The sequence below is a fragment of the Pseudarthrobacter sp. 1G09 genome (genome assembly GCF_050038305.1).
Classification (GTDB): Bacteria; Actinomycetota; Actinomycetes; order Actinomycetales; family Micrococcaceae; genus Arthrobacter; species Arthrobacter equi.
This window is the reverse complement of record NZ_CP188306.1, coordinates 168673-181987: the sequence shown is the minus strand read 5'-3', so window position 1 is coordinate 181987 and position 13315 is coordinate 168673. Positions and strand designations below refer to the sequence as shown.

The 13315-nt window shown below is 64.5% G+C and carries 13 protein-coding genes; 9 read left to right on the top strand and 4 right to left on the bottom strand.

Translation table 11 applies throughout. The annotated features are described in order from the left end of the window. Window positions 1-8 precede the first annotated feature (8 nt). The gene (locus tag ACP3TD_RS00865) at window positions 9-1316 is read left to right on the top strand and encodes a M18 family aminopeptidase (protein ID WP_426764888.1); all 1308 of its coding nucleotides are present in this window, start codon (window positions 9-11) and stop codon (window positions 1314-1316) included. On the opposite strand, the gene ACP3TD_RS00860 is transcribed toward ACP3TD_RS00865, so the two are convergent. Continuing rightward, window positions 1313-1978: a NeuD/PglB/VioB family sugar acetyltransferase gene (locus ACP3TD_RS00860; RefSeq protein WP_426764887.1), complete on the bottom strand. Its 666-nt coding sequence runs from the start codon at window positions 1976-1978 to the stop codon at window positions 1313-1315. The genes ACP3TD_RS00865 and ACP3TD_RS00860 overlap by 4 nt on opposite strands. Window positions 1979-1992: 14 nt before the next feature. Further along, a complete protein-coding gene (locus ACP3TD_RS00855; protein WP_426764886.1) occupies window positions 1993-4680 on the bottom strand; it encodes an AAA family ATPase in 2688 nt (895 codons plus the stop codon). A 446-nt stretch (window positions 4681-5126) separates the two neighbouring features. Here ACP3TD_RS00855 and ACP3TD_RS00850 point away from each other — a divergent pair, with 446 nt between their 5' ends. The 5 genes from ACP3TD_RS00850 (at window position 5127) to rplI (ending at window position 8568) form a co-directional block, all read left to right on the top strand. Beyond that, a complete protein-coding gene (locus tag ACP3TD_RS00850) occupies window positions 5127-6545 on the top strand; it encodes an amino acid permease (protein ID WP_426764885.1) in 1419 nt (472 codons plus the stop codon). A gap of 225 nt (window positions 6546-6770) precedes the next feature. Then, window positions 6771-7076, top strand: coding sequence for a 30S ribosomal protein S6 (gene rpsF / locus ACP3TD_RS00845; protein ID WP_013602900.1), 306 nt, complete (start codon window positions 6771-6773; stop codon window positions 7074-7076). A 73-nt stretch (window positions 7077-7149) separates the two neighbouring features. Next, entirely contained in the window at window positions 7150-7731 is a 582-nt protein-coding gene (locus ACP3TD_RS00840) for a single-stranded DNA-binding protein (RefSeq protein WP_426764883.1), read from the top strand. A 127-nt stretch (window positions 7732-7858) separates the two neighbouring features. Next, window positions 7859-8098, top strand: coding sequence for a 30S ribosomal protein S18 (gene rpsR / locus ACP3TD_RS00835; protein WP_003800144.1), 240 nt, complete (start codon window positions 7859-7861; stop codon window positions 8096-8098). A gap of 17 nt (window positions 8099-8115) precedes the next feature. Then, entirely contained in the window at window positions 8116-8568 is a 453-nt protein-coding gene (gene rplI / locus ACP3TD_RS00830) for a 50S ribosomal protein L9 (protein WP_015939034.1), read from the top strand. Window positions 8569-8632: 64 nt separating this feature from the next. On the opposite strand, the gene ACP3TD_RS00825 is transcribed toward rplI, so the two are convergent. After that, window positions 8633-8875 carry a hypothetical protein gene (locus ACP3TD_RS00825; RefSeq protein WP_426764882.1) on the bottom strand — a complete coding sequence of 81 codons (243 nt, stop codon included), beginning with the start codon at window positions 8873-8875 and terminating at the stop codon, window positions 8633-8635. Window positions 8876-8892: 17 nt separating this feature from the next. Between ACP3TD_RS00825 and ACP3TD_RS00820 the strand changes: the two genes are divergently transcribed. Both ACP3TD_RS00820 and ACP3TD_RS00815 read left to right on the top strand, forming a co-directional pair. After that, window positions 8893-9729, top strand: coding sequence for a PhzF family phenazine biosynthesis protein (locus tag ACP3TD_RS00820; protein WP_426767102.1), 837 nt, complete (start codon window positions 8893-8895; stop codon window positions 9727-9729). A gap of 137 nt (window positions 9730-9866) precedes the next feature. Then, complete coding sequence (locus tag ACP3TD_RS00815) at window positions 9867-10493, top strand: FMN reductase (protein ID WP_426767100.1); 627 nt, start codon at window positions 9867-9869, stop codon at window positions 10491-10493. 46 nt (window positions 10494-10539) lie between these two features. Here ACP3TD_RS00815 and ACP3TD_RS00810 read toward each other — a convergent pair whose 3' ends face one another. Next, window positions 10540-11112 carry a hypothetical protein gene (locus ACP3TD_RS00810; protein WP_426764881.1) on the bottom strand — a complete coding sequence of 191 codons (573 nt, stop codon included), beginning with the start codon at window positions 11110-11112 and terminating at the stop codon, window positions 10540-10542. A gap of 805 nt (window positions 11113-11917) precedes the next feature. On the opposite strand from ACP3TD_RS00810, the gene dnaB reads away from it, so the two are divergent. Then, complete coding sequence (dnaB, locus tag ACP3TD_RS00805; protein WP_015939029.1) at window positions 11918-13303, top strand: replicative DNA helicase; 1386 nt, start codon at window positions 11918-11920, stop codon at window positions 13301-13303. The last annotated feature ends 12 nt before the right edge of the window (window positions 13304-13315 follow it).

Below are 13315 nucleotides of genomic sequence, written 5' to 3'. Positions count from 1 at the left end.
TCGGGAGCATGCCTAACCAATCCCCTGCCGCAGACCACATCCAGGACCTTGGCGCTTTCGTCAGCGCGTCGCCGTCGAGCTTCCATGCGGCCCACGAGGCCGGACGGCGGCTGGCGGACGCGGGATTCACCCGGCTTGACGAGCTGGAGCCGTGGGACGGCGGGGCCGGCCGGTACTTCATCATCCGGGACGGCGCTCTGATCGCCTGGGTGGTTCCGGAGCACGCCGGTCCCACCACCGGGTTCCACATCCTGGGCGCGCACACGGACTCGCCGTCCTTCAAGCTCAAGCCCAAGCCCACCACCGGCGCCTACGGCTGGCTCCAGGCCGGAGTGGAGGTCTACGGCGGCCCGCTGCTGAACTCCTGGCTGGACCGGGAGCTGCGGCTGGCCGGCCGGCTGGTGATGCTGGACGGCACCGAGCACCTGGCCGCCACCGGACCGCTGCTGCGGTTCCCCCAACTGGCCATCCACCTGGACCGTGCCGTCAACGATGGGCTGACGCTCGACAAGCAACGGCACATGAACCCGGTGTGGGGACTGGGAAACCCGGCAGACTTCGACGTCCTGCGGGTCCTGGCCTCCTCCGTGGAAGGCGCCTCCGTTGATCCGGCCCGCATTGGCGGGTACGACGTCGTCATCGCGGACACGCAGGCGCCCGCGGTTTTCGGGGGATCGGGTGAGTTCTTCGCGTCCGGGCGGTTGGATAACCTTTCCTCCACGCACGCCGGACTGGCGGCGCTGATTGCCCATGCTTCGTCCGGTTCCGCTGACGCTGCTGCACCGATTGCCGTGCTGGCCGCGTTCGACCACGAGGAGATCGGCTCCAATTCGCGCTCCGGTGCCTGCGGGCCGATCCTCGAGGACGTGCTGGTGCGGATCTCCGACGGCCTCGGCGCCTCGGTGAGCCAGCGGCGGCAGGCCCTGGCGGCGTCGTTCTGTGTTTCCGCCGACGCCGGCCACGCCGTCCACCCGAACTACGCCGAGCGGCACGATCCCGCCAACCACCCCGTGCTCAACGGCGGGCCGCTGCTGAAGATCAACGCGAACCAGCGGTACGCCACGGATGCACCAGGGGCGGCGCTGTGGGCCCGGCTGTGCGGCGAAGCGGGCGTGCCCTACCAGGAGTTCGTGTCCAACAATGCGATCCCGTGCGGCTCCACCATCGGCCCCCTGACCGCCACACGGCTGGGAATCCGGACCGTGGACGTGGGTGTGGCCCTGCTGTCCATGCACTCCGCCCGCGAGCTGTGCGGTGTGGAGGATCCCTGGCGACTGGCCTCTGTGGCCGAGCTGTTCTTCCGCACAGCCTCCTAGACTGGGCTTTCGGAACCGAACCGCATCCGGTGCCGGTCTATGGTTCGGGCCGGGACGCCGATCCAGGTTTCGCCGTCGGGTACGTTACTGAGGACGGCGGCGCCCATGCCCACCGTGGCGTAGTCCCCCACGCTGGTCCGTTCGCGGACGCTGGAGTTCATCCCCAGGTCAGCGGCCCGGCCGATCCTGACCCCGCCACCCAGGGAAACGCCTGCCGAGAACGTGGCGAAATCGGCAACGTCGTCGTCATGGGTAAAGGTTACCGACGGCATGGCCACCACATGCGCGCCCAGCGTGACACCTGCCGTCAGGGTCACATTCCGGAGGAGTATGCTCCCCCGCCCGATCCGGCAACCGTCAGGGTACTGGACCGTGGGATCAATGGCGGTAGCGTACCGGGACTCCTGGACGCCAACGCTCCGCAACCGCTCCACCACGGACTCGCGGGCCCGTCCGGAGGTGAGGCAAACCAGTAGGAAGGCGTGCCTGAAACTGATGGCATCCTCAACCCTTCCAAGCACCGGGGCTCCATCCACCGTGGTGTCCGCCAACTGACCGTCGTCATCAAGAAATCCCACGACGTCATACTGCCCGCTGCCCCGGACCATGGCCAGGACCTCCCTGGCCAGGCCGGTCGCGGAGACCAGAATCAACTCGCTCATCTTCCGGACCGTCCCTAGACGATCGGCAGGACATAGGGTTCGGCGGAGGTGCTGGACTTGCCGGCGGCCAGGGCAGTCAGTTGTGCCCGTGACTCCACACCCAGCTTGCGGTAGATGGCCGTCAGGCGCACTTCCACGGTACGCACCGACACGTAGAGGGTGCCCGCGATTTCCTTATTGCGCATCCCCCGCGCCACCATCCTGGCAAGTTCGAGTTCATGCTTTGCGAGCAGCAGCAACGCCGGGTTCCCCTGGGGACGTTCCTCGCGATCATCCATGAGCAGCACGTCCACGTGCTGGGCCCATGAAGCGGCACCGGCCTCATCGAAGAGCACTTTGGCCCGCAGCAGGGCGTCCCTTGAATCCCGGAGCCGGCCGAAAGCGCTCAGGCGTTCCGAATAGCACAGCAATGTTCGGGCCCGCTCCACCAAGGGGATGTGCCCCATTCCGGCCTCGATGGCCTGACTGAAGAGCTGAAGGGCCTGTTCGCCGTCGGCGAGCATGGCATGGCATCGGGCCAGGGCTTCCACAAGCCAGAGGGAACGAAGACCAGCTGGATGGGCTTCCAGGCGCTTCAGGACCTGAGTCGCCTCCCGATGCCGTCCCAACCGGACCAGGACTTCCACCAAGTCGGCTTCACACCTCAGCAGCACAGGATTGGCGAATGACTGGCTCAGCTCCGAGGCCCGTGACAGATACGCGAAGGATTCTGCGAGGTCACCCCGAAGCAAGGCGAAATGGCCCTGCATGGCTGCGAACTGCGCAGCGATGGCTGGATTGTTTCCCGAGGTCGCAAACTGCTGTGCTTCCGCCGCATGAACCCTTGCCTGGGCTTCATCTCCCACCGCGTGCGCCCGCCACACCCGAAAGAGGCATCGCTGGCCGCGCTGGTACTTCATCTCCGGGTCGCTGTGCTCGAGATCATCTATAAGGCGTATGGCAGCACGGACGTTGCCGGCACGGATTTCGTTGTCCACGGCCAGGACCAGTGCCGTTCCCCGCCACAGCGTATTGCGGGGTTCAAGGCAACCGGCGACGATCGTAAAGGCCTGCTGGGCTTGTGGATACGCTTCGGCGTAGCTGAGGGCCCGGCCCTGCACCAGCAGGCACAGTGCACGGGCTTCCCCGGCAGGCTCGTGCTTGCGGGCAAGGCTGGTGGCATCCCCGCTGATGGAGTCCGCCAGCGTCTTTGCGCGTTCGGCGACCGCCAGGCACTCGGGTGACGCCGCATCCCGGAAGCCGGCACCATAGCGGAGCACCTCGGCTGTGTCCGCCAGCTCCCACCGTTCGGCATGGTAGAGGGCTGCACCGGCCAACAGGGCCGCGGTGTATGCGGGGTCGTGCCGGCCGAATTCCTTGGCCAGCCGCAGCACCATGCTCGAGCGCACCGAAGCGCCCTGGGCGAACTGGATTTCAAAGGCCAGTCCGGTCAGCCGAAGGATGAGGGCCGGGTTGCGGGTGACCCGGCGCGCCCAGTCCAGATAACGGCGGGCGTACACGAATTCGCCGAGGCTGAAGAGGAGTTTGGCAATAGCTGCGAGGCGCGCAGCGGTTTCGGCCTCCCACGGGTTGAGGGTCAGCGCGCGCTCAACGTACTCGACGGCGAACGGCACATCTCCGCCCCGGATCAGGTCCACCGCGTGCCGCAGCAGGCTGAATGGTGTTTGGCGCTCCAGCGCCGTATAGCTCAGGTGCCAGCGCCTGGCGTACGGATCAGAGGACTCTGAGGCGTGTGCCAGTGCACGGTGGCTGGCGGTCCTCGCCGCAGGGGTCATGGTGGAAAAGACGTAGCCGCGCAGCAACTGGTCACGGATCCGCAGGTGGGCCCCCGTTCGGCTGACCAGCCCTTCTGACAGCAGTTCGTCGACCCCGGACCATACGTCCCCGTTGACCTCTTCCAGTGCTCCAATGTCGGTCCGGCAGGACAGCGAGAGAAGGTCGAGGATGCCGCGGGCCGCCGGACTCAGCCGGCCCACCACCGTCGCAAATTCCGTTTCAAAGCTGCCCCTGCAGGGCAACGGGATGGGCATGGCGTACTTCCCGTCGGCCTGCCGCTCCAGCAGGTGGTGGTAAAGCTCGACGGCGGCGAGCGGATTTCCCGGGGTGGCCGAGGCAACTGCGTGGGCGGCCGCCGTCGTGGCCTGCTTTGCCGGGATGGCCTCCAGCATCCGCACCGTTTCGTTGTAGCTCAGCGGATTGAGCCTGAGTGACTCCAGTCCGTTGAACGGGCTGTCAGGCGAGGCGCCACGGGCGCTGAGGAACAGCGCAATGTCGGTTCCGGTCAGGCGCCTGGCCAGGAAACCGATCACTGCCTGGCTTCCGGGATCGAGCCGGTCGGCGTCGTCAATGGCAATCACCGTCCGCGATGACGAGCGCTGGAGCAGGCCGGCCAGGAGCGTCGCCGAGAAAGCCGGGACGTTAAGGGTGCCCGCCGCGTCCCGCAGGAGCTCGTCCGCGATCCGGTTCAGGACAGGGTCGTCCATCCTGTTCAGGAGGGCCGTGATCCCGGAGAGCGGCCAGTCGGACTCGGACGCGCTGGCGCTGAGGAACACCGTGGGGTACTCGCACAGGGCAGAAATTTCAGCAAGGAGTGCAGATTTTCCAGCTCCCCTGCTGCCGGACACTACCAGGGCGGAATCCTTGGGTCCACGGATCACCGACAGGATTCTGTCCAGTTCCTTACTCCGGCCTACCAAAGACATGGGGTCCCCATCCTGTTAAGAAAGGAGACCGCATTCTTGCGCATGTGTACTGGCACGGCAGCCGTACCGCCGGGTTCCCGCCCCGGAGGTCCGGCCCGGCTGGTTCCCGCCGCCAGCGCGAAACCCAGCCGTAAAAAGGAATATATAGCGGCCGCAGTTCGGGTTGCCATCCAAATAGGCGCTGGATTGGCTCAAGATTGGGCGCCGCGTTTCCTCAACATTTCAGTGTTGCCCTGCATGCATCTTTTGATGCCCTGGGATGTCCGTAGCTGGAGAAAGTTCTGATTTGGATGCCGCGAGCTTGTGCCGATGCACATAATCGCGGAAGCCGGAGCGGGTCTAGGGTGGGAGAAACTTGTGATCCACCGCACTGGAAGGGCCCCGGGAAACCTCCGCCGCCGCCAGTAGCCCCATCTCCACGCAATAACCAGAAGGACGGCGCACGCATGCCCGCTGACCAGCAACTGTCCAAGTCGCTCAAACCACGGCACCTTTCCATGATCGCCATTGCCGGCGTCATCGGCGCAGGACTCTTCGTCGGATCCGGCGCCGCCATCCAGCAGGCAGGCCCGGGCATCCTGGTGGCCTACATGGCCGCAGGCATCGTGGTCATCCTGGTAATGCGCATGCTCGGCGAGATGGCCGCAGCCCACCCTGAGACCGGGTCATTTTCCACCTACGCAGACAAGGCGCTGGGCCGCTGGGCCGGATTCAGCATCGGCTGGCTCTACGCATGGTTCTGGATCATCGTGCTGGGCATCGAAGCCACCGCCGGGGCGGCCATCATGCACCGGTGGATTCCGGGCATCGACCAGTGGGTCTGGGCGCTGATCCTGATGGTCCTCCTGACACTGACCAACCTCGGTTCGGTCAAGTCCTACGGTGAATTTGAGTTCTGGTTCGCCTCCATCAAGGTCACAGCCATCATCCTGTTCCTGCTCTTCGGCGTGGCGGCCATCCTGGGCCTCGTTCCCGGCGTGCCCGCCCCCGGCGTTGACAACCTGCTGAACAACGGCGGGTTCATGCCCAACGGCCCCGGCGCCGTCCTGGCCGGAATCCTTGTCGTGGTGTTCTCCTTCTTCGGCGCCGAAATCGCCACCATTGCCGCCGGCGAGTCCGAGAATCCGGTGGACGCAGTCAAGAAGGCCGTCAAGTCCACCGTCTGGCGCATCCTCGTTTTCTACATCGGCTCCATCGCGATCGTGGTCACCCTGCTGCCGTGGAACGATGCCAGCGTGGCCAAGAGCCCCTACGTTGCCGTCATCGAGCTCTTCGGAATTCCGGGCGCCGGAACCATTATGGACATCGTGGTGCTGACCTCGGTCCTGTCCTGCCTGAACTCCGGGCTCTACACCGCCAGCCGCATGCTGTTCTCGCTGTCCAAGCGCGGAGACGCCCCTGCTTCCTGGGCGAAGATTTCCCGGCGCGGCGTGCCGGTCGCTGCGGTGCTAGCCTCCACGGTTGTCGGCTTCGTCACCGTTGGCCTGAACTACATTGCACCGGACACCGTATTCCTGTTCCTGGTCAACACCTCCGGTGCCATTGCGCTGTTCGTCTGGCTGGTCATCGCCTCCTCGCAGCTGATCCTCCGCAAGCGCATGGGCGCCGCCGCCAAGGACCTCGCCCTGAAAATGTGGCTCTTCCCGTACCTGACCTGGCTGTCGATCGGCAGCATCGTTGCCCTGCTCATCGGCATGGTCATCCTGGACTCCACCCGGGAATCCCTGTTGCTGTCCGTGGCGCTGGCCGGAGTTGTGGTGGCCATCGGAGTCCTGCGCTACCGCCGGCGCGGAGCTTCCGCAGGCCAGGACGGGGACGGGATCGAAGCTGACGACGTCCCGGCCAAGGCGGGCCCGGCGTCGTAATCTGCTGTTTTTCCACATAGGAGAGCCCGTGCTGCCATCCCGGCAGCACGGGCTCTAGCCTTGAGTCAAGCGCGAATCGCCTATCCCGTCCAAATGCACTAAGATATTGAAGTCTGTGCTGCGCCCCAGCCACCGTTCCGGCGGCGGGGCCTGCATGGAATCGCAAATGAACCTCCTGTTACGGAAATGCCGTAACCGCTTAGCCCAAAGGAGGTGGGTTCACATATGCGTCCTTACGAATTGATGGTAATCATCGACCCCGAGGTCGAAGAGCGTACCGTTGAGCCGTCGCTTCAGAAGTTCCTGAACGTCATCACCAACGATGGTGGAACCATCGAAAAGGTTGACATCTGGGGCCGTCGTCGTCTGGCTTACGAGATCAAGAAGAAGTCCGAAGGTATCTACGCCGTGGTGAACTTCACCGCCAAGCCGGAAACCGCCAAGGAACTTGACCGCCAGCTGTCTCTTAACGAGACCATCATGCGCACCAAGATCACCCGCCCCGAAGAGCAGAAGGTTGTTGCCGAGTAATTTCGGTACCACTCTTCATTCTTCACCCCGCAGGACTCGAATCTTCACCCAGGATCGAACAAGGAGGCAGTAGATGGCAGGCGAGACCACCATTACGGTCATCGGTAATCTCACCAATGACCCGGAATTGCGGTTCACACCGTCAGGTTCGGCAGTAGCGAACTTCACCATCGCTTCCACCCCGCGTACCTTTGATCGCCAGTCCAATGAGTGGAAGGACGGGGAAACCCTGTTCCTCCGCGCTGCGGTGTGGCGTGAAGCGGCCGAGAACGTAGCGGAGTCCCTGACAAAGGGCATGCGCGTCATCGTTACCGGCCGCCTGAAGAGCCGTTCCTACGAAACAAAAGAAGGCGAAAAGCGCACCGTTATCGAGCTTGAGGTCGATGAAATCGGCCCCAGCCTGCGCTACGCAAACGCCAAGGTCAACCGCACCCAGCGCTCCGGCGGTCAGGGTGGCGGAGGCTTCGGCGGCGGCAACAGCGGCGGTGGCTTCGGCGGCGGCAACTCTGGTGGAAGCCAGGGCGGCAACTCCGGCGGTAACTGGGGTGGCGGCGGCGGCAACCAGCAGGCTGCTCAGGACGACCCCTGGGCAACGCCCGGCGTCTCCAATGCAGGTGGCTGGGGCAACGGCCCCGACTCCGAACCGCCCTTCTAAAAAATCATCTCGGCCCGGCGTCGGGACCGCATCACTGTGCCTGTCGGCATGGTCGCGGATATCGCCGTCGGACCACCACCATCCCGTGGATCAATATCCACGGGCTCCCTAGAATAGGAGCTCCACGATGGCTAAGGCTGAACTCCGTAAGCCCAAACCAAAGTCCAACCCCTTGAAGGCCGCTGACATCACTGTCATCGACTACAAGGACGTAGCATTGCTGCGCAAGTTCATCTCCGACCGCGGAAAGATCCGCGCCCGTCGCGTCACCGGCGTCACGGTCCAGGAACAGCGCAAGATCGCACAGGCAATCAAGAACGCCCGCGAAGTTGCCCTGCTGCCTTACTCCGGCGCTGGCCGCGGTTAAGGAAGGGATTTACTAACATGGCAAAGCTCATTCTGACCCACGAAGTCACCGGTCTCGGTGCTGCTGGCGATGTTGTCGAGGTCAAGGACGGTTACGCACGTAACTTCCTGCTGCCCCGCAACTTCGCCCTGACCTGGACGAAGGGTGGCGAGAAGCAGGTTGAGTCCATCAAGGCTGCCCGCGCCGCCCGCGAGCACGCTTCCCTGGAAGATGCTCAGAAGCAGGCCGCTGCACTGCAGTCCAAGCCTGTCCAGCTGGTCGTCAAGGCCGGCGAAACCGGACGCCTGTTCGGCACCGTCAAGCAGGCCGACGTCGCCAACGCTGTTGAGGCCGCAGGCCTGGGCAGCATCGACAAGCGCAAGGTTGAACTGCCGGTCCACATCAAGTCGGTTGGTTCCTACCAGGCCAACGTCCGTCTCCACGAGGATGTTGCCGCTGTGATCGAACTCGACGTAGTAGCCGGAAAGTAATTTCTGACTGCACCGAAGACCCCCGCTGCCGGATACCGGCCGCGGGGGTCTTTTGCATCTGCGGTCAGGGCCGGTGGAGTTCGGCCATTACATGCTGGTAGCCGCTCCTGATCATGTCCTCCAGTACCTGGCGGTCAACATCTGCCAGCCTGTTGATGTAGAGGCAGGCGGCGCCTGTCTTGTGCTTGCCGAGGGCTGCAAGCTGCGGCCCGGCATTGGGTCCGTATGCCAGCCCGTCTTGTTCTCTGTAATGGACGTAGTGTGGCGGACGCCGCCGGGGTGCGGCCACACCGGTGATAGCCTGCACCGGTGACCAACCAGAACATGCGAATCCGCCCGTTCCACCAGGCCGACGTCTTTTCCGCCGAACCCTACCGCGGCAACCCGTTGGCTGTGGTGGTTGACGCCGAAGAGTTGTCCGCGGCGCAGATGCAGCACTTCGCCAACTGGACGAATCTTTCCGAAACCACGTTCCTGCTGCCGCCCACACACCCTGAGGCGGACTACCAGGTACGCATCTTCACCGGCACAGAGGAATTTCCTTTCGCCGGCCACCCGACGCTGGGCTCTGCGCACACCTGGCTTGAGGCCGGCGGCGTGCCGAAGTCGGCCGACTGGCTGGTGCAGGAGTGCGGGGCCGGGCTCGTGCGGATAAAGCGCGACGGCGGCCGGCTAGCCTTCGCCGCGCCGCCGCTCACCCGCTTCGAACCCGTGGACAACGCTGTCCGCCGGCAGCTGGCCGCCGCTCTTCGGCTGCCCGGGCCCGACATCCTTGATGCGTCCTGGCTGGTCAACGGCCCTGAGTGGATTGGGGTTTTGCTGGGATCTGCTGAGCAGGTCCTGGCCCTCGAGCCGGACCTGGCTGCCATGGGGAGCTTGAAGATCGGGGTTATAGGCCCGCACCGGCCGGGTGGGGACGCCGATTTTGAGGTCCGTACCTTCATCCCCGGCGATGCCATGGTGGAGGATCCCGTGACGGGCAGCTTCAACGCAGGCGCGGCGCAATGGCTGATCGGCACCGGGCGGGCGCCGGAGCAGTACGTGGCGGCACAGGGCACCGTGCTGGGCCGTGCAGGCCGCGTCCACATCTCCGCAGAGGGGCCGGACATCTGGGTGGGCGGCCACTCCGCCACCTGCATCCGCGGGACTGTCATGCTGTAGATTCCCTCTTCGCGGGAGGGCTCCGGACCGCAGCCCTGCTTAGGGATCCTGAGCAGGGAATACTCCAGAAGCGACACCTGTTCAACAAGTAGATGCAAATGCATGTACGATCAGTGAACCAGCAACAGGAGAACGCCATGGAAACCCGCCGCATCACCGTCCTTTCCGCCGGACTCGGCGTCCCGTCGTCGAGCCGCCTGCTTGCCGACCAGTTGGCGGCGTCAACCAAGCGGCAACTGGAGGCCGCCGGATACAGCGTGGAAGTGGAAACCGTCGAGCTGCGGGACCTGGCGGTGGACATCGCCAACAACTTCGTCACCGGCTATGCAGCCCCGCACCTGGCCGACGTGATCGCCGCTGTTGAAGCTTCAGACGGCATCATTGCGGTGTCCCCGGTGTTCAGCGCCTCGTACAGTGGGCTCTTCAAGTCGTTCTTCGACGTGCTGGACCCCAAGTCCCTGGATGGCAAGGCAGTCCTGCTGGGCGCCACCGGGGGAACGGACCGGCACCAGATGGTCCTGGACTACGCCATGCGCCCCCTGTTCAGCTACCTCCGCACCCGGATTGCACCCACGGCCGTGTTCGCCGGGCCGCAGGATTGGGGCGCAGCGAGCGACGCCGGCACCTCCTTGGCCAGCAGGGTGGACCGGGCATCCGGCGAGTTTTCGCAGCTCCTGGAAGGGCTGCAGCCGGGCCGCAAGCTGGCGCCTATGGAATCCCTTCCGTTCGAGCAGCTGCTTGCGGGAATCTCAGGAACCAACTGACCAACCGATCGGCTCTGAGCCGGCCGGCCTGCGGGCTGGCCGGCGCTTAGTCGTCGAGGAGTTCGATGAACTCCCGCGCCTGCTTCATGGAAATGTCTGAGTGCCGCGTCAGGGCTGCAGCGGCTGCCTCTGCATCCCCGTTGCGGGCCAGTGTGCGGATCCTGCCGTAAATCTCGTCATTGAGCATGTTGCTGCTGACTTCGCGGGTCACGTCGCCTTTGCTGGCGATGGCCCGGTAGCGGTAGGGGAAGCGCTGCGGCTCGTCGTCTTCGTCGTCCTCCGGCGCGCTTGCGGGGGCCGCCGGGCTGCGGTAGGGCTGCGGGTGGGAGGCCAGGGCCCCGACGGCGTCGCGGGAGGCACGCAGGCCGTCTCCGGTCGCCTCGTAGTACAGCTTGATGGCGGCCATCGCCTGCCCTTGCGCGATCAGCGCATATATACGCCGGTGTTCCGCTTCGGACAGCTTGGCGGCTGCGGTCCGGGCTAGCTCTGCGGCGCCGGGGGCCGGCTGCTGGGGAGCGGCGTCATGCGCAGCCTTCCTCTTGCCCAAGGCGCGGGAAGCCAGCACAACGGCAATTGCCACAGCCACAAGGATGAGGGCGGGGATGACTAGCGATTCCATGGTTCTAAAGCCGTTCTCTATCTACCTGTTGCTGCGGATGTGGCCGGGGTCGCTGCGGAAAGGACCCGGGGCCGGCGGACGTCACAGGACCCCACATAATCACCACCAGGACAGTCGCAGGCAACAGAACCACGAGTAGTTCGCCCATACCTACGAGCTTAGGGCAGATCCGGGTTATCCACAGCAATATTCACCGCGATGCATGCTCGGCCCACCGGCTGGCCGGGCAGTCTTTCGAGGGAATATGAAATCCGTCCAAAGGACCCGGATGAGGTGTGTCACGGATGCCGGCAACACGCGCAGGAGCGGCATGTTCCGACACGCCGCTGTGGATGAAATTCCACAGAAGAAATATTTGCTCCACATGCCGTGTTGAGAGTTTTCGCAGGTCAGGGTCATGAAGAAGACTAAAACTTTTTCTTTTCCACAACTTTCCACACAGGCTGTGCACAAGCTATGCCGGTTAGTGCACAGGTTATCCACAGGCACTCCCGCTGGTGGACTTTGCGGTGGGGCCGGGGGCCGCTAGCGTGGCGGGGTACCTGTTCCGGGGATCAATTGCGGCCCGTGGACCTGCATCGAAGGCAGGCCGGACAGCTGCGGTAAACCCCAGGGGAGGGGTCTCTGTGGAAAACCTGTGGATTTGGGGATAACTCCTGTGCACAAGTCGGGTCGGAGGCCAGGTCAGCCGCAGTGTCGGACCCTGCCGGTAGACATTGGACAGGTGGCGGACCCGGATTTCCGGCGAAGCCTTTGCAGGACGGCAACCACCGGGCGCGCCCGGTAACTATGGAGGACGGCAGCTTTGTCAATCGCGCATCTGGACGAGGTCGAAACTACCCGCGGATCAGACGCGAGCCGAAAGCCTCCGCAGGACATCCCGGCTGAGCAGTCCGTCCTGGGCGGCATGATGCTGTCCAAGGATGCCATCGCGGACGTCGTGGAGATCCTCCGCGGCCAGGACTTCTACCGCCCTGCCCACGAAACCATTTACGAAGCGATCATCGATCTTTACGGCCGCGGTGAGCCCGCGGACGCCGTCACCGTCTCTGACGAGCTGACCAAGCGGGCCGAGATCAACAGGATCGGTGGCCCGGCCTACCTGCACGAGCTGATCCAGACTGTTCCCACGGCAGCCAACGCCGGCTACTACGCCGAAATCGTTGCCGAACGTGCGGTGCTGCGCCGACTCGTCAACGCCGGGACCAAGATTGTCCAGCTGGGCTACGGCTCTGACGGCGAAGTGGAGGACCTGGTCAACCAGGCCCAGGCCGAGGTCTACGCTGTTGCCGAGCGCCGGACGGCTGAGGATTACGTGGTCCTCAAGGACGTCATGGAATCCACCGTGGACGAGATCGAGGCCTCCGGCCACCGCGGCGAAGGCATGGTGGGTGTGCCCACAGGCTTCTATGAGCTCGACGAACTTACCCATGGCCTGCACCCGGGCCAGATGATCGTCATCGCAGCCCGTCCCGCGGTGGGCAAGTCCACCTTTGCGCTGGACTTCGCCCGCTCGGCGGCCATCAAGAACAACCTGGCCACCGTCATGTTCTCCCTGGAAATGGGCCGGAACGAGATTGCCATGCGCCTCCTCTCTGCCGAGGCCACCATCGGGCTGCAGGACCTCCGCAAGGGAACCATTAAGGACGAACAGTGGTCCAAGATTGCCACCACCATGGGCCGCATGAACGACGCTCCGTTGTTCATCGATGACAGCCCGAACATGTCCCTCATGGAGATCCGGGCCAAGTGCCGCCGCCTGAAGCAGCAGCATGACCTCAAACTCGTCATCCTCGACTACCTGCAGCTCATGAGCTCCGGCAAGAAAGTGGAGTCGCGCCAGCAGGAAGTCTCCGAGTTCTCCCGTGCCCTCAAGCTGCTGGCCAAGGAACTCCAGGTGCCGGTCATCGCCCTGTCCCAGCTGAACCGTGGCTCCGAGCAGCGGCAGGACAAGCGCCCCATGGTCTCGGACCTCCGTGAATCCGGCTCTATCGAGCAGGACGCCGACATGGTCATCCTGCTGCACCGTGAAGACGTCTACGACAAGGAATCCCCGCGCGCCGGTGAGGCCGACATCCTGATCGCCAAGCACCGTAACGGCCCCACTAAAGACATCGTGGTGGCGTTCCAGGGCCACTACTCCCGTTTCGCCAACATGGCCGGTGACGCCGGCGGCGGCGGAGGCTTCTAGGCCGGACGCCGG

Bases quoted from the DNA above. Each gene is read 5' to 3' on its own strand.
- ACP3TD_RS00865 (WP_426764888.1), top strand. From the start codon at position 9: ATGCCTAACCAATCCCCTGCCGCAGACCACATCCAGGACCTTGGCGCT.
- ACP3TD_RS00860 (WP_426764887.1), bottom strand. From the start codon at position 1,978: ATGAGCGAGTTGATTCTGGTCTCCGCGACCGGCCTGGCCAGGGAGGTC.
- ACP3TD_RS00855 (WP_426764886.1), bottom strand. From the start codon at position 4,680: ATGTCTTTGGTAGGCCGGAGTAAGGAACTGGACAGAATCCTGTCGGTG.
- ACP3TD_RS00850 (WP_426764885.1), top strand. From the start codon at position 5,127: ATGCCCGCTGACCAGCAACTGTCCAAGTCGCTCAAACCACGGCACCTT.
- rpsF (WP_013602900.1), top strand. From the start codon at position 6,771: ATGCGTCCTTACGAATTGATGGTAATCATCGACCCCGAGGTCGAAGAG.
- ACP3TD_RS00840 (WP_426764883.1), top strand. From the start codon at position 7,150: ATGGCAGGCGAGACCACCATTACGGTCATCGGTAATCTCACCAATGAC.
- rpsR (WP_003800144.1), top strand. From the start codon at position 7,859: ATGGCTAAGGCTGAACTCCGTAAGCCCAAACCAAAGTCCAACCCCTTG.
- rplI (WP_015939034.1), top strand. From the start codon at position 8,116: ATGGCAAAGCTCATTCTGACCCACGAAGTCACCGGTCTCGGTGCTGCT.
- ACP3TD_RS00820 (WP_426767102.1), top strand. From the start codon at position 8,893: ATGCGAATCCGCCCGTTCCACCAGGCCGACGTCTTTTCCGCCGAACCC.
- ACP3TD_RS00815 (WP_426767100.1), top strand. From the start codon at position 9,867: ATGGAAACCCGCCGCATCACCGTCCTTTCCGCCGGACTCGGCGTCCCG.
- ACP3TD_RS00810 (WP_426764881.1), bottom strand. From the start codon at position 11,112: ATGGAATCGCTAGTCATCCCCGCCCTCATCCTTGTGGCTGTGGCAATT.